Origin of the sequence: Leptolyngbya sp. AS-A5 (assembly GCF_039962495.1) — a bacterium.
GTDB lineage: Bacteria > Cyanobacteriota > Cyanobacteriia > Leptolyngbyales > Leptolyngbyaceae > Leptolyngbya.
The window spans coordinates 63,137-77,082 of sequence record NZ_JAMPLL010000006.1; the positions used below are offsets into that span (position 1 = coordinate 63,137).

Annotated in this window: 15 protein-coding genes; 9 read left to right on the forward strand and 6 right to left on the reverse strand. The window is 50.2% G+C overall.

The genetic code is table 11. The features are described 5' to 3' along the window. Nucleotides 1-45: 45 nt before the first annotated feature. Entirely contained in the window at nucleotides 46-1,641 is a 1,596-nt protein-coding gene (locus NC980_RS09935) for a sodium:proton antiporter (protein ID WP_190379148.1), read from the forward strand. On the opposite strand, the gene xdhB is transcribed toward NC980_RS09935, so the two are convergent. From xdhB to NC980_RS09950, 3 genes are read right to left on the reverse strand one after another with little or no spacing between them, the layout of a single operon-like run. Continuing rightward, nucleotides 1,638-3,962 carry a xanthine dehydrogenase molybdopterin binding subunit gene (xdhB, locus tag NC980_RS09940; RefSeq protein WP_190379004.1) on the reverse strand — a complete coding sequence of 775 codons (2,325 nt, stop codon included), beginning with the start codon at nucleotides 3,960-3,962 and terminating at the stop codon, nucleotides 1,638-1,640. The two genes, NC980_RS09935 and xdhB, sit on opposite strands and share 4 nt — an antisense overlap. Beyond that, nucleotides 3,959-5,374: a xanthine dehydrogenase small subunit gene (gene xdhA, locus NC980_RS09945; protein WP_190379005.1), complete on the reverse strand. Its 1,416-nt coding sequence runs from the start codon at nucleotides 5,372-5,374 to the stop codon at nucleotides 3,959-3,961. The genes xdhB and xdhA overlap by 4 nt, the downstream gene beginning before the upstream one ends. A gap of 18 nt (nucleotides 5,375-5,392) precedes the next feature. Continuing rightward, nucleotides 5,393-5,806 (reverse strand): gamma-glutamylcyclotransferase family protein, encoded by a 414-nt coding sequence (locus NC980_RS09950; protein WP_347273045.1) that lies wholly within the window; start codon nucleotides 5,804-5,806, stop codon nucleotides 5,393-5,395. Between the two features lie 312 nt (nucleotides 5,807-6,118). Between NC980_RS09950 and hpxO the strand changes: the two genes are divergently transcribed. From hpxO to NC980_RS09965, 3 genes are read left to right on the forward strand one after another with little or no spacing between them, the layout of a single operon-like run. Continuing rightward, a complete protein-coding gene (hpxO, locus tag NC980_RS09955) occupies nucleotides 6,119-7,279 on the forward strand; it encodes an FAD-dependent urate hydroxylase HpxO (protein ID WP_190379006.1) in 1,161 nt (386 codons plus the stop codon). Next, a complete protein-coding gene (uraD, locus tag NC980_RS09960; RefSeq protein WP_190379007.1) occupies nucleotides 7,279-7,779 on the forward strand; it encodes a 2-oxo-4-hydroxy-4-carboxy-5-ureidoimidazoline decarboxylase in 501 nt (166 codons plus the stop codon). The genes hpxO and uraD overlap by 1 nt, the downstream gene beginning before the upstream one ends. After that, entirely contained in the window at nucleotides 7,776-9,035 is a 1,260-nt protein-coding gene (locus tag NC980_RS09965) for a Zn-dependent hydrolase (protein ID WP_190379008.1), read from the forward strand. The genes uraD and NC980_RS09965 overlap by 4 nt, the downstream gene beginning before the upstream one ends. A 36-nt stretch (nucleotides 9,036-9,071) precedes the next feature. On the opposite strand, the gene NC980_RS09970 is transcribed toward NC980_RS09965, so the two are convergent. Beyond that, nucleotides 9,072-9,446, reverse strand: a complete 375-nt coding sequence (locus NC980_RS09970; RefSeq protein WP_242027161.1) for a hypothetical protein — start codon at nucleotides 9,444-9,446, stop codon at nucleotides 9,072-9,074. A 143-nt stretch (nucleotides 9,447-9,589) separates the two neighbouring features. On the opposite strand from NC980_RS09970, the gene NC980_RS09975 reads away from it, so the two are divergent. The 3 genes from NC980_RS09975 (at nucleotide 9,590) to grxD (ending at nucleotide 11,761) form a co-directional block, all read left to right on the forward strand. Next, on the forward strand, nucleotides 9,590-11,086 hold the full coding sequence (locus NC980_RS09975; protein ID WP_190379010.1) for a caspase family protein: 1,497 nt from the start codon (nucleotides 9,590-9,592) through the stop codon (nucleotides 11,084-11,086). A gap of 78 nt (nucleotides 11,087-11,164) precedes the next feature. Next, nucleotides 11,165-11,410: a BolA/IbaG family iron-sulfur metabolism protein gene (locus tag NC980_RS09980; RefSeq protein ID WP_190379011.1), complete on the forward strand. Its 246-nt coding sequence runs from the start codon at nucleotides 11,165-11,167 to the stop codon at nucleotides 11,408-11,410. A 27-nt stretch (nucleotides 11,411-11,437) separates the two neighbouring features. After that, on the forward strand, nucleotides 11,438-11,761 hold the full coding sequence (gene grxD / locus NC980_RS09985; RefSeq protein ID WP_190379012.1) for a Grx4 family monothiol glutaredoxin: 324 nt from the start codon (nucleotides 11,438-11,440) through the stop codon (nucleotides 11,759-11,761). Between the two features lie 35 nt (nucleotides 11,762-11,796). Here the strand turns inward: grxD and NC980_RS09990 are convergent, their stop codons facing one another. After that, entirely contained in the window at nucleotides 11,797-12,039 is a 243-nt protein-coding gene (locus NC980_RS09990; protein WP_190379013.1) for a DUF6761 family protein, read from the reverse strand. A 250-nt stretch (nucleotides 12,040-12,289) separates the two neighbouring features. On the opposite strand from NC980_RS09990, the gene NC980_RS09995 reads away from it, so the two are divergent. After that, complete coding sequence (locus NC980_RS09995; protein ID WP_190379014.1) at nucleotides 12,290-13,063, forward strand: winged helix-turn-helix domain-containing protein; 774 nt, start codon at nucleotides 12,290-12,292, stop codon at nucleotides 13,061-13,063. A 6-nt stretch (nucleotides 13,064-13,069) separates the two neighbouring features. Here the strand turns inward: NC980_RS09995 and NC980_RS10000 are convergent, their stop codons facing one another. Beyond that, nucleotides 13,070-13,525 (reverse strand): hypothetical protein, encoded by a 456-nt coding sequence (locus NC980_RS10000; RefSeq protein ID WP_190379015.1) that lies wholly within the window; start codon nucleotides 13,523-13,525, stop codon nucleotides 13,070-13,072. 228 nt (nucleotides 13,526-13,753) lie between these two features. On the opposite strand from NC980_RS10000, the gene NC980_RS10005 reads away from it, so the two are divergent. Continuing rightward, a complete protein-coding gene (locus NC980_RS10005; RefSeq protein WP_190379016.1) occupies nucleotides 13,754-13,933 on the forward strand; it encodes a hypothetical protein in 180 nt (59 codons plus the stop codon). Nucleotides 13,934-13,946: the final 13 nt, after the last annotated feature.

A 13,946-nucleotide genomic window follows, 5' to 3' on the forward strand; every position in this document is an offset into this window, starting at 1 on the left:
AGTATGGTCTTTACAGACGATTCAGGGCAGAAGCATCAAGAAATGATGACACAGCAAATTTTGGCGATCGCAACGAGCGATCAGGGGCAGTTCGCGCAGTTAGTCACCGTACTGATTATTTTGCTGCTGGTGGCAACGATCGTGGCTTTGCTGTCGCGGCGGTTGCAGGTTCCGTATGTGACGGGATTGGTGCTGGCGGGTGTGGCGATCGCGGAATTTTTGCCGCGTAAAGTGGGGCTGGATTCGGCACTGATTATTAATTTGTTTCTGCCAATTTTGCTGTTTGAGGCGGCGATTAATACGGATATTCGGCGGTTGAGAAGTACGCTGATGCCCATTTTGCTGCTGGCGGGACCTGGTGTGCTGATAGCGGTAGGGGTGACGGCGATCGGCTTGAAGTTTGGGCTGGCGATCGCGTGGATTCCGGCGCTGTTAGGGGGAGTGATTTTGGCGATTACGGATACGGTATCGGTGATTGCTGTGTTTAAAGAAATTGCGGTGCCATCGCGATTAATCACGATCGTCGAAGGCGAGAGTTTATTTAATGACGGAATTGCGCTCGTTTTATTTAGTTTGATTTTGAAATTTAACGCTACTGGAAATATTACAGTCATTGATGGAATTCGTGAGTTTGTGGTCGTAATTGTCGGTGGGATGGTGATCGGTTTGGTGCTGGGCTACTTGGGTGTAGGACTGTATCGACAATCCGAGGACGATCCGCTTAGTAGCATCTTGTTGACGGTGGCAGTGGCGCTGAGTGCGTTTCAGTTGGGTCAATTTCTTCAAGTGTCGGGCGTGGTAGCGGTTGTGATCGCCGGATTGATGATTGGGAATCTGGAGCGCTCTCAGAGCGTGTCGGCATCGAGTCGGATTACCGTGCTGAGCTTTTGGGAGTATGCCGGGTTTGGGGTAAATACGTTTATCTTTTTGCTGATTGGGTTGGAGCTTCGGCTCGATGCGTTGGGTCGCGCTCTACCTGCCGTGTTGTTGGCGGTGTTGGCGTACCAGATTGGACGAGTGTTAGCGGTGTATCCGTTGCTAGCATTGGTTGGGATGTTCGATCGACCTGTGCCGCTCAAGTGGCAGCACGTGTTGTTTCTGGGAAATATTAAGGGTTCTCTGTCGATGGCGCTGGTTCTGAGTTTGCCAGAGGAGATTGTGGGCAGAGAGTCGCTGATTGTGATTGTGTTTGGAGCCGTTTTGTTGTCGCTCGTGGGTCAAGCAGTCGGACTGCCCCTCGCCGTGCAGCGATTAAGGCTGTCGCACACGTCCGAAGTGCAGCAATGGATTGAAGGCTTGCAGTCGCAGTTAATGACCGCAAAGGCAGCACAAGATGAGTTGGATACCTTGCTGAAGAGTGGAGTGCTGCCGAAATCGGTGTATGAAGAATTGAGATCGAGCTATCAAATCCGGATCGCTGCCGCAGAACGATCGCTGCGAAATTTTTATAATCGGCGATCGGAAAAGGCAACGGAAATTGCGATTCGCGATTCGCGCTTTGATGCGGTGCGGCGGCGATTGTTGTTGGCGGAGAAAAACGCGCTGAACGATGCTCTCAGAAAGCGGATTTTGTCTGAGGAAGTGGTGCGACCGCGCTTGAAAACGATCGACAAGCAGCTATTAAAAGTTGAGGACGATTAACGGACTTCGCTAAGTGCAGGTTGAATTGAACTAGCGCGAACTTGCTCGATCGCCCACAGAATCGTTTCGGGAGTCGCAGGAGAGGAAAGCGGTACAGAATCGACTTGCCCAAATGCCGCGATCGCCGATCGAATCGCTTCACGCACCGACAGCGCTAACATAAACGGGGGTTCTCCGATCGCTTTACTGCCGTAGATTACGCCTGTTTGGGCTGCACATTGTAATAAGTGAACATTGAAGGCTTCGGGCACTTCGCAGATCGTCGGAATTTTGTAGGTACTGGGTGCATCGGTGCGGAGCCGTCCTTGAGCATCCCAGACCAGCTCTTCCATGGTCAGCCAGCCCATGCCTTGAACAAAACCGCCCTCGATTTGACCGCGATCGACCAAGGGGTTGAGCGATTCTCCCACGTCATGCACGATATCCACCTGACGCAGTTTGAACATTCCCGTAAAGCCATCGACTTCGACCTCACTGACTGCTGCCCCGTAAGCGTAGTAGTAGAAGGGTCTACCTTTTCCGGTCGCGCTATCCCAAGTCAGATTTGGGGTGCGATAGTATCCAGTGGCTGAGAGCGAAACGCGATAGCCGTAAGCCTGGTTGACTACTTCGTCGAATGAGATGCGGGTGCTGGGATAGCTAGGGCAGTAGATCCAATCGTCCTCGAATACTAATTCACTGGGCGTGTCGAGTTTGAGTAACTGCGCGGCAACAGTCGCAAGCCGATCTTTGAGGGTTTCGCAAGCAATTCTGATGGCTTGACCATTGAGATCAGCCCCACTGGAAGCGGCAGTCGCGGAAGTGTTGGGGACTTTATCGGTGCTGGTGTGCATCATACGAAAACGATCGACGTTCACACCCAGAGTCGTTGCCGCGACTTGCAGCATTTTCGTATGCAAGCCTTGTCCCATCTCGGTTCCACCGTGATTCAGTTGAATGCTGCCATCGGTGTAAATGTGAACGAGTGCGCCTGCTTGGTTGTATTGGGTTTTGTTGAAAGAAATTCCGAATTTAACTGGAGTAATCGCAAGTCCGCGCTTTTTGTAGCGATTGGATTGATTGAATTGAGCGATCGCGAATTTTCGCTCTCCAAAGTTGGACTTCTCTTGAACTTCGCTCCACACGTGATCGAGACGGTTATCCACAATTTCTTGACCGTAGTGTGTGGTATTGGTTTCGCCAGAACCGTGATAAAAGTTGCGCTCTCTCACGATTTCAGGTGCGAGATTGAGGGTACGGGCGATGCGATCGACAATATCCTCAATCACAACCATGCCTTGAGGCCCGCCAAAGCCCCGGTAGGCGGTGTTTGAGACTTTGTTGGTGTTGGCGATCGAGCCTCGCACTTCTAGATTTGGGATGTAGTAAGCATTATCGACGTGCAGCATTGCCCGTAGCAACACAGGCGGCGACAAGTCTAGGCTCCAGCCGCCATCAGCATAGAGATCCACATCGAGCGCTGTGATTCTCCCAGTCTCCGTGAAGCCGACCTGATACGTTCCGAGAAAACCGTGGCGCTTTCCGGTGAGGGTCATATCGTGCGATCGCTTGAGCTTCACCCGCACCGGGCGACCTGTTTTATGAGCAGCAATGGCAGCGATCGCGGCGTAGGGATTTGCTTGAGATTCTTTGCCGCCGAATCCGCCGCCCATGCGAATACAGGTGACGGTGACTCGATTTGAAGGCAGATTTAACACATGACCAATAATGATTTGGGTTTCGGTGGGGTGTTGGGTTGATGAATAGACCTGATAATTCCCTTCACCATCTGGAATGACCCAACTCGCTTGGGTTTCAAGGTAAAAGTGATCTTGACCATTCATTGAAACTTCGCCGCTCAGGGTGAAGGCAGAAGTGGCAAGGGCGCTTTGCGGCTCGCCGCGTTTAATCGTGGGAAGTTTTGAATGAAAGCTGTCTTTTGCAATCGCATCTTTGATGCTCAAAATTGGCTCGATCGGTTCGTAGTCGATCTTAATTTTCGCTGCTGCTTCTCGCGCTGCATCTTCGGTTTCTCCAACTGTCCAGACAACAGCTTGACCCCAATAACTAATCTCATCCGTCGGTAACAAAATTTCATCGTGAACAATCACGCCTGTATTGTTCAAACCCGGAACATCTGCCGCAGTAACGACTGTGACAAAGCCTTCGACTTCGGATGCGGCAGCATGATCAATCCTGAGAATCTTCGCTTTGGCGTGAGGAGCCATCACCGGATAAACCGAGAGCATTCCAGCGGGTAAGCGTTGCTCATCGGTGTAGATGGCTTTTCCGGTGACGTGGAGGGCTGCGCTTTCGTGGGATTTATGCTGACCGACGCTCATGATTGATCCTCCGTTTCTACAAAGAATTTTTCAAACAAATTTGCAACCAGCAGTTTTCGATAATCCGCACTGCCGCGTAAGTCAGTTAATGGAGTAAAGATCTCTTTTAATAAGGGTTTGACTTGTTGAATGGTTTCGATCGTCCAAGGTTGACCGACTAGCGCGTTTTCAACTGCGATCGCTCTCACTGGAGTGGCTGCAACTCCGCCATATCCCAATCGAGCATGAACAATTTTGTGATCAGAATCGAGATCGATAATGAAAGCAGCCGCGACAATGCTAATGTCATCAGTTCCGCGCTTACCAATCTTGTAGGAATGATTCAAACGTTTAACAGCATTCTCAGAGATCGTTTTCGGAATCGCTACTGAAACAATAATTTCGCTAGGTTTTAGATCAGTTTGACGATAGCCTTTGAAGAATTCAATTAATGGTAACGATCGCACTCCGATTAAACTCGCTATCGTCACTTCTGCATCGAGTGCCAACAACACTGGAGGCAAATCACCGATCGGGGAAGCGGTGCCAATATTGCCACCGATCGTCGCTCGATTTCTCACCTGTCGCGCTGCGAACAAATGCAGCATTTCATCGAGGCTGGGAAACATCCCGTGTAGATTGGTTTCGACTTGATAAAGTGGGACGGCTGCACCAATGGTGACACGATCGTCGGTTTGCTCAATTTGCTGAAGTTCCGTCACCCCTTCCAGCGAAATCAAAATCGGAAAAGTTTGACGATGGTGGCTCATTTCTAAGCCTAAATCCGTTGCTCCCGCCACTAACATTGCATCTGGATACTGCTGCAATAACTCTAAAGCTTCGGATAACTGCGTTGGACGATAAAACTGCTGTTCCTGATTGCTGTATGTAATCGGGCTGAGATCTAAGTCCGCTTGCTTCAACCGCTCAGAGAACTGATCTGAAGGTTGAGCATTCGTGACTTGCTGCGCTGCCCGTCGAATCGGTAGATAACCTGTACAGCGGCACAAATTCCCTTCGACTGAAAGATCATCAACATTGCCCGCATAATACGCAGCAAACATACTCATGATGAAACCAGGCGTACAGTAACCGCATTGAGAACCACCCGTTTCAACCATTGCTGCTTGAACTGGATGCAATTTTCCGTTCGCGATGCCTTCGACCGTGACAACTTCTCGACCTGCGATCGCACCCATCGGAATCAAACAGCTATTCACCGCTTGATACGTGGGATTTCCCGCAGCATCGCGACCGACGATCGCGACTGTACAAGCGCCACAATCCCCATCGCCGCAGCCTTCTTTCGTTCCGGTGCGGCGAGTTTGGTGGAGATATTGCAGCAGGGTCATCGAAGGCGACACATTTTTTAGACAAAGGCGATCGCCATTGAGAGTGAGAAACAATCGATTCTCTAACGCCTGATTCATCATGAAAAGGTACTAAATTAATCAAACAGCAGCAGTTCTCGCCTTGTACGCTGCCCAGCCGCCATAAGTATTAGAAATGTCGGGCAGATTGTACTCATCGATCAGTGCCTTGGGATACAGGAAAGCGGTCACAACTTCGCCGTTATCCAAATACACATCGGTCGGATACATATTGGGTGGCTCATTTGAAGCGAGGTAATCGAACTGGGCTTGCGTCATCTCGTACACTTCCCCAGGAATCGAAATTCCGCCCGATTCCACTTCATGAATCGCAGGGTGCCAATCCTCTCCCGCAACGTGCAAGCGGTAGCGCGGTTGCGTTGCAGCAGTCCGAATAAATTCTGCACCTTGTAAATTCTGATGATCAGGCTGTCCCCGGAGGGCAGAGCCACAAATAAAGACACGACGATTTCTGGGGGTCACATTGCTCGTCACGATACCAACTCTCCTTTTGTCATGGTATAGAACTTTCAAAAGAACGGTTTCACCGTACTGCTCTGGGTTAGCAACTCTTTATTTTTTAGCGTTGCGTGACCTAGACCGCTCAAGCATTGGAATCTCTTTAGGTTCGCAAGATAGATCCTTCTCAATACCGAGAACGGAATTCAATTGTATACAGTATGCTTGAAATCTGTAACAATCAAGGGGTGAAAATCTGTCAGTGAAAAATCTGCCCGGAGTTCACCCGCTTTTCGGGCGCATCTGTGAAAGATAAAGATCCGCTCAATCTCTAGGGAGAATCGCTATATGTATCGCTTAAAGGTCGTCGTGATTGGTGCCGGAATTGGAGGACTCACTGCTGCGATCGCGCTTTCTCAGTCTGGATATGAGGTCGAGGTCTACGAACGGGCACAAGAACTGCGTCCACGGGGGGCTGGAATTTCGCTCTGGTCGAACGGGGTCAAAGTGCTGAATCGCTTCGGACTAGGCGAAAAGATTGCGGCGATCGGGGGTCAAATGGATGCGATGCGATATCTCAGCAGCCAAGGCGAAATCCTGAATCACATTTGCCTTCTGCCTTTGATCGAAGAAGTGGGACAGCGCCCTTACCCTGTTGCACGCGCAGACCTGCAAGCGATGTTACTCGATGCGTATCCCGGCAAAGTGAATCTGGGACATCGCTGTATTGCAGTGGAAGAACACGGGGAGCAAGTGACGGCAACCTTTGAGAATGGACATCAGGCGACCGGTGACTTACTGATTGCTGCGGATGGAGTGCGATCGACCCTGCGGCAATATGTGCTCGATCGCGAAGTTCATCCAACTTACCGCGATTATGTGAACTGGAACGGATTGGTCGAAGTGGATGAAGCTTTAACTCCCGCGAATACTTGGACAATTTATGTGGGCAATCATCAACGCGCTTCAATGATGCCCGTGGGCGGAAATCGCCTGTATTTCTTCTTTGACGTGCCGCTACCGTCGGGAACCAGTGCGCCACCTGAATTAATTCGCTCTGAACTGGTGGGGCATTTCCAGGGATGGGCTGAGCCGGTTCAAGCGTTGATTCAGCGCATCGATCCCGAAAAAACAAATCGCTTAGAAATTTCGGATGTCGGCCCAGTCGATCGCATGGTGCGGGGACGAGTAGCACTGCTTGGTGATGCGGCTCATGCCACCTGTCCAGACTTGGGGCAAGGGGGCTGTCAGGCACTCGAAGATGTGTATATGCTGAATCACTTTTTGCTGACCACAAACATTAGCGTTGAAGATGCCTTGAAGCGTTACGAAAGCTCTCGCAAAGATCGCACCAGTTCGATCGTCAAAAAAGCTCGGAATCGTGCCGAGGTGATTCACGGCAAAGATCCTGAAATTACCGCTCAATGGTACGACCAACTGCGCCAGGAATCTCCTAGCGCTGTCACAGGTGCGATCGCCAAAACGATTCTTACAGGGCCGCTGCAATAATGTCTTACTCGCTCGAACAACTCAATCAACTGGATCAATCCGCCTTTAGCGAAGCATTAGGCGAGATTTTTGAACAAACTCCGGCGATCGCGGCTCAAGCCTGGGAAAAGCGACCCTTCAAGGACGTGGATGATTTGCATCAGAAAATGCTTGAAGTTGTCAGCACTATGAGTAATGAGCAGCAACTCGCCCTGATTTGTGCCCATCCGGATCTAGGCAGTAAAGCAAAAATGGCGGAAGCCTCGGTGCAAGAGCAAGCTGGAGCGGGACTCGATCGCCTCACACCCGACGAGTACGATCGCTTCCACTCGCTCAATCAGCGCTACAAATCTCAGTTCGGGTTTCCCTTCATCATCGCGGTCAAGAATCACACCAAAACCAGTATTCTCGAAGCGTTTGAAACTCGTCTGCAACATTCCCAAGCCACAGAGATGCGACAAGCGATCGCTGAAATTTCCCAGATTGCTTATTTTCGTCTTTTACAACAGGTGACAGTATGACCTTGACCCCCTTACCCTTATCCACGACAACCCGCTTATCGATTAATGGCGATCGCCTAAATCGCAGCATTGCCGACCTCGCCGCGATCGGCAAACTCGAAAACGGTGGAGTCTGCCGAATCGCGTTCACGGATGCGGATGTGCAAGCGAGACAGCAGGTGCAAGCTTGGATGGAAGAAGCTGGCATGACGACGCGAATTGATGCGGCTGGAAATGTGATCGGTCGCTATGCGGGTCGATTCGAGAATGCTCCTGTTTTAGCCACCGGATCACATATAGATACCGTTCCAGTTGCAGGTGCATTTGATGGCTGTTTGGGTGTGTTGGCAGGAATCGAAGTCGTGCGGACACTCAAAGACAACAACGTTCGCTTAGATCATTCAATCGAAGTCATCGTCTTCAGCGACGAAGAACGATCGGTGATTGGCAGTAAAGCGATCGCGGGTGAAGTGCATGAAGATCCAGCGTATTACGTCCGACTAGATGGTTCATTGATCGAGCACTGTTTAGCCAAAGTCGGTGGCGATTGGTCGCAGATTGCCACGGCAAAACGCAAAGATATTGCTGCATTTGTGGAACTGCACATTGAGCAAGGCGGCGTTTTGGAAAATGCTCAAGTTCCGATCGGCGTGGTTACAGGTGTGGTCGGTCAATATCGCTTTGCAGTCAAGATCAAAGGTCGCCCAAACCATGCGGGAACAACTCCGATGAATCTGCGGAAAGATGCGTTAGTCGCCGGAGCGCAAATCGTTCTTGCAGTCAATCGACTCGCGTTAGAGACACCGGGAGATCAAGTTGCAACCGTGGGTTATTTAACCGTTTCCCCCAATGCGACAAACACTGTGCCTGGAGAAGTCGATTTAATGATCGATCTGCGGGATTTGTCGCAATCGCACTTGGAACAACTGGTCGGGCAACTGAGAGCAGAAATTAGCGCGATCGCCGATGCCACCGGAACCGAAATCGAAATGCGTCAAACCTTGCACATTCTTCCGACGCTAGCCGCACCGGGAATTATGAACGCGATCGAGCAAGTATGTCAAACGCTCAACCTATCGAATATGCAGCTTCCGAGTCGTGCCGGACACGATGCTCAAGAAGTTGGACGAATTACGGATATGGGGATGATTTTTATTCCGAGCCGTGCGGGAATTAGTCATTCTCACGAAGAATATACTTCGCCTGAAGAATGTGTTCAAGGAACGAACGTGCTGCTACAAACGTTTTTACGCCTAGATCAAATGTACGCGCATTAAAAGAAATCGCCCTGAATCCAGGGCGATTTTGTTCAACTAAAATCCCAGCAATCCAGCAGAATTTCGATAGTAAGTCGCCCAGCGTCGAGTCTCTGGAAGAGACTGCCACTGCGATCGCGTTACCCACAGCGTCACCACCGGAGCCGCCATTCCACTATTGCGCCCCACGATTACAATGGACATCTCGCTAGCTAACAGATCCCGATCGAATCCCCGTTGGGCGGCAGTTCGCGCCACTAACTCCGCTCGTCGCACCAAGCTTTCATAAGTCTCACTCGACCCTCGATCGAGTGTCACCTCAATCCGAGACGTATACGCCTCAGCCGCGATCGGCGCAACGATCGCATCAATACTCCACATCGCACACCCAAATGTCAGCAAACTCAGAACCAACGAAGAACGAAAAGCCATAGGAGTCAAAGAACGAACAACAATAGAAAAGCTGCGATTCATGTTAGTTGAGGGTTAGGTTTTTGTTGCAAAAAAGCGTTTTTTTCATATGATGTGTTAGCGCGAGAACTGCGCGAGTCTCTAGAAACAGTCGAGGTGTTGGGATGAGCAACTATTGGGCGATCGCTATCGGAATCAATCACTACCAGTTCCTTCAACCCCTTCATTTTGCCCAACCAGATGCCCAATCTCTCTGTGAAAATCTGGTCGGTGATGCTGGTTTTTTACCCGAGCATTGTTTGTTGCTCACCGATACTTCACCGGAATTGTTCGAGCATTCCACCGATCCCACCTCCGCAAATTTACTGCATTGGTTAGCCGTTCTTAAAGATAAGCTCCAGCCTGAAGAGGGTCTGTGGTATTACTTCAGCGGCTACGGTATTTGTACAGATGGCGAAGATTATTTGCTTCCGATCGATGGCGATCCTACTCGCGTTCAAGAAACAGGAATATCAGTCCGATCGCTGTTTCAAACCTTGCGATCGCTCCCCACTCAAAAGATTCTGGTGTTGCTCGATATCAATCGTTCGGCATCCGTTTCCAACGAAAAAGTTGGAACACAAACCATCGCGCTGGCGCGTGAATCGGGTATTCCGACGTTTTTATCTTGTCGTCCTGAGCAGTTCTCTCACGAAGCACCCGCCCACAATCACGGCTTATTTACTCAGGCATTGATCGAAGGATTGCGATCGCATCAATGCTCTACGTTGTCTGCTTTAGAAGAATTTCTCAAGGCGCGTCTGCCGGAATTGTGTGATCACAACGATCGACCCATTCAAGATCCAGTGCTAGTCGTCTCTGACCCACAGCAGCTTTATCAAGTCATCATGCCTGTAAACTGGGCGGAAACAGAATCCTGGGTAGCGGCATCCTCAAATCCATTTGCCATCCAAGATGATTTATATCTGAGCGCAGAGGGCGATCCGTCATTCTATAATTTCGCGACTCAACCGACAATTATGGGTGCAACCGCAGGAAATATACCACCCCACGAAGATCTTCCAGAACAATTTATCCTTGATCCAGTTGAAATCGAGCCAGACCCCGTACCTGACCTGAGCTTGCCTGAAGCCCCAACTCAACCTGAGCCAGACCCAATTCCACCTTTACCCCCTGAAGAACCTCAGTACAATCAGATGTTTTGGGAGCGGCTAATCTTTGGCGGAAGTGCAATTCTGCTGATCTTGCTGCTCGGTGTGCTGTTCCGCAACTGGTCAGCCTTTACGGGGGGGCAGCAGACTGCAAAACCTGAAGCTTCTCCCCAAGCGATCGCCTCTCCAAGTGCATCCACCAATCCAGCGACAAACTCCTCCGCGCAAACCCTGAACGAAGCCCGATCGCTGATCAAGCCTACCCTCGCGTCTGATGCCAGTAAAGCCATCGATCGCGCCCGTGAAATTCCCCCTAGTGATCCGCTTTACGCTCAAGCACAGCAAGATATCGATCGCTGGAGCCGTAACATTCTCGACATCGCTCGCCAACGCGCTGCCCAGAAGCAGTTCCAGCAAGCGATAGCCGCTGCTCAACTCGTTCCCAAGGATCGCCCTCAAGTGTACGCTGAAGCACAAAAAGCCATTCAGCAATGGAGAAAAACTCGATAGCAAGTTTTTCTCTATATCCGCTAGCATCAACCGCTAGACTAGAAAAGCGAGCGATCGATTTAACCACGAGGAGAAAGCATGATTAGCCCGGATCAAGTTGAGGCAATGATCAAAGCAGGAGTGCCGGATGCCCAAGTTACAGCGGTCAGCCCAGATGGTGAACATTTTGAGGTGACAGTAATTTCCCCGGCATTTGCTGGAAAGCGACGAGTTCAGCAGCACCAATTGGTTTATGGTGCGGTTCAGCAAGCGATGGCATCCGAGGCAATTCATGCGCTTTCACTAAATACCTACACGCCCGAAGAATGGGCAACGAAAAACTGACGTTTCCTTTACCCCCGTAAAATTCCTATGACTACCGACGTTCAAAATCGAATCAAAACCCTCCTGACTAACAACAAAATTGTTGTGTTCATGAAGGGCAGTAAATTAATGCCAATGTGCGGCTTTTCTAATAATGTCGTGCAAATTCTCAACACTCTCGGTGTTCCGTATGAAACCGTAGACGTACTGGAAGATTACGAGGTCCGCCAAGGTATCAAAGATTTCTCGAACTGGCCCACAATTCCCCAGGTGTATATCAATGGGGAATTTATCGGCGGCTCGGACATTATGATCGAGATGTACCAGAAAGGCGAACTGCAACAGCTCGTCGAAGTTGCCCTCGCCTCCTAATCTCAACAAAGAAGGGGCACGATCGTGCCCCTTCTTTATCGATAATCTGGTTCCGGCATCACGCTGTCAAAGTTAGACGGATCGTAGATGTAGCGCGTAATTTCCTCTTCAAGCCGATTGATTTGATACGGCTCTAGAACGCTAGCCTGTCTGAGTGCCGACAAATAGCCGTCCAGATAAAGCCGCAGATCATCAAAGCGATAGCCACGGTTCCAGAGTTCGACGAGGTTGTCGGAGAGGCGTTGATAGTAACGGATCGTCAATGAATCTTGAAGCATATGCGATCGACGAGAATATAGATGCCGTTTGACATCGGACTCACAGTGGTATTACCTAACATTAACATTTTGTCCCGAAGTCTCTCGGTTTGTATCGAAATTCTACAGATCGGTATACCAATTCTACAGATCGGTATACCGAGGGGTGGGTCATCGTCTAAACCCGTTTAAGTGGGGTAGCACCCGTTACAAACCGAACCGGATAAGCTTTGTTACCCTTGTCTCAAGCATTTTGAGGATATTAGCCCCCGTGGGAGCCATTCACATACAAATCGTTGAGGGAAATCCGCACCTGCGATCGCTGCTAGGATGGCATCTTCAGCAGACGGGCTACCAAGTGCATCAATCCGCTGATCTGCACCAAGCGCGAGAAGTTTTTTTAATTCGCCAACCGAATCTGGTGATTCTCGATTCTGAGATGCCTTTGGGTGACAGCCTGGAATTTTGCCGCTGGCTTCAGCAGCAACAGTGTTTAATTTTGATGCTCTCTGCACGGACAGCCGAATCTGATATTGTCGAAGGTCTGCGATCGGGCGCGGATGACTACCTGACCAAACCTTTTGGAATGCAAGAGTTCCTTGCCCGAGTAGAAGCACTGATGCGCCGACAACGCGTCGCGGCACCCCCGATTAACCTCGATTTTGGCGATTTGAAGATCGATTTGGTTCATCGACGAGTGCGATTCAAAGGCGAACTGATCGAACTCACGCCGCAAGAATTTAGCTTGCTCTATGTCTTGGCGCAGGCGGGTGGAGCGGCGCTGAGCCGGGCTGAACTTCTACAACGCGCTTGGCCCGATGAGATCGACAATCCTCGGACTGTGGATACTCATGTGCTCTCACTGAGGAAAAAAGTTGAAATCGATCCACGTCAGCCGAATCTAATTCAAACCGTTCGCAATGTCGGCTATCGGCTCAACCTGGAAGTTTTGAAGGCGGTTCCGCCTGCTCAGAATGGTCATATGGCGCGGAAACCGGCGGCTCCGATGCCCCGGATGGCTTCGGCTCCCCGTCCGCGCCTCTAGCGCAATCTACCAGATTTCAGAGTCGTCTGAGCGACTAAATACGCCCCAGTTGACCGCTTCCTTATCCGGGCAGGTTTCAGCTCCTTCTCCGACTCCGTAGGGGTGCATTCCACAAATCAGCAAGCTTTCTCCGTAATACTGTCCGTGAAAGTGACGACAGCCCGAACAGACCGGATGCTGCTTCAGCATCGGTTCGACGGTTTGGGTAACAGGTTGCGTGATGTCCTCGATCGCCCCTCCGATGCCAAAATACGCCTCTAAAATTGGGCTAACTAAGACCGTCAGCGATTGCTCAACCTCATCGACGAGCGCCGAGTTTAGATGTGATGAAACTTCTTCTGAAAATTCAACCATTCCATTCAGCGCTTCGGTCACATCTAACGCCACATCGAGAAAAAAACCTTCAATCTGATCCGCGATCGTGTCAAACATTTCAAACCAGTCTTTTTGCCATTCATTCATAACAGTGATTGCCGGGGAAATTGCACAGAATTTATAGGTTTAACCTGCTCTTGACGATCGCGCTCGATCGCTCATTAGGCGTGATCATAACTTGAATGTTTGCAATGCAACCGTGAAGGAATTTTACGCTTTCTGTGCTTGGATAAATTGAACTGTGGCTTTCGTTAGAGGGCAAATCCTATCTTGCATCGCTAAGGTGAAAACGGCTTTCAAGCGTAGGAGTTGGATATGAACCGGGCTGTAGTGTCGCTCTTAGTGATGACGTTGCTAATCTTATTTGTGGTATCGCCATTCTCGGCATTGGCGATGCTGATGATGTTTTTATTAGTCGCAGGAATTGCGGGCACGATTAACTCGATGGTGCATCTCGTGGTGCATCATAATCCGCCAGAGCGATCAGATTCATAGAAAAGATATTTCG

Bases quoted from the DNA above. Each gene is read 5' to 3' on its own strand.
- NC980_RS10005 (WP_190379016.1), top strand. From the start codon at position 13,754: ATGAACCGGGCTGTAGTGTCGCTCTTAGTGATGACGTTGCTAATCTTA.
- NC980_RS10000 (WP_190379015.1), bottom strand. From the start codon at position 13,525: ATGAATGAATGGCAAAAAGACTGGTTTGAAATGTTTGACACGATCGCG.
- xdhB (WP_190379004.1), bottom strand. From the start codon at position 3,962: ATGAGCGTCGGTCAGCATAAATCCCACGAAAGCGCAGCCCTCCACGTC.
- grxD (WP_190379012.1), top strand. From the start codon at position 11,438: ATGACTACCGACGTTCAAAATCGAATCAAAACCCTCCTGACTAACAAC.
- NC980_RS09970 (WP_242027161.1), bottom strand. From the start codon at position 9,446: ATGGCTTTTCGTTCTTCGTTGGTTCTGAGTTTGCTGACATTTGGGTGT.
- NC980_RS09935 (WP_190379148.1), top strand. From the start codon at position 46: ATGACACAGCAAATTTTGGCGATCGCAACGAGCGATCAGGGGCAGTTC.
- NC980_RS09975 (WP_190379010.1), top strand. From the start codon at position 9,590: ATGAGCAACTATTGGGCGATCGCTATCGGAATCAATCACTACCAGTTC.
- NC980_RS09980 (WP_190379011.1), top strand. From the start codon at position 11,165: ATGATTAGCCCGGATCAAGTTGAGGCAATGATCAAAGCAGGAGTGCCG.
- NC980_RS09990 (WP_190379013.1), bottom strand. From the start codon at position 12,039: ATGCTTCAAGATTCATTGACGATCCGTTACTATCAACGCCTCTCCGAC.
- hpxO (WP_190379006.1), top strand. From the start codon at position 6,119: ATGTATCGCTTAAAGGTCGTCGTGATTGGTGCCGGAATTGGAGGACTC.
- NC980_RS09965 (WP_190379008.1), top strand. From the start codon at position 7,776: ATGACCTTGACCCCCTTACCCTTATCCACGACAACCCGCTTATCGATT.
- uraD (WP_190379007.1), top strand. From the start codon at position 7,279: ATGTCTTACTCGCTCGAACAACTCAATCAACTGGATCAATCCGCCTTT.
- xdhA (WP_190379005.1), bottom strand. From the start codon at position 5,374: ATGATGAATCAGGCGTTAGAGAATCGATTGTTTCTCACTCTCAATGGC.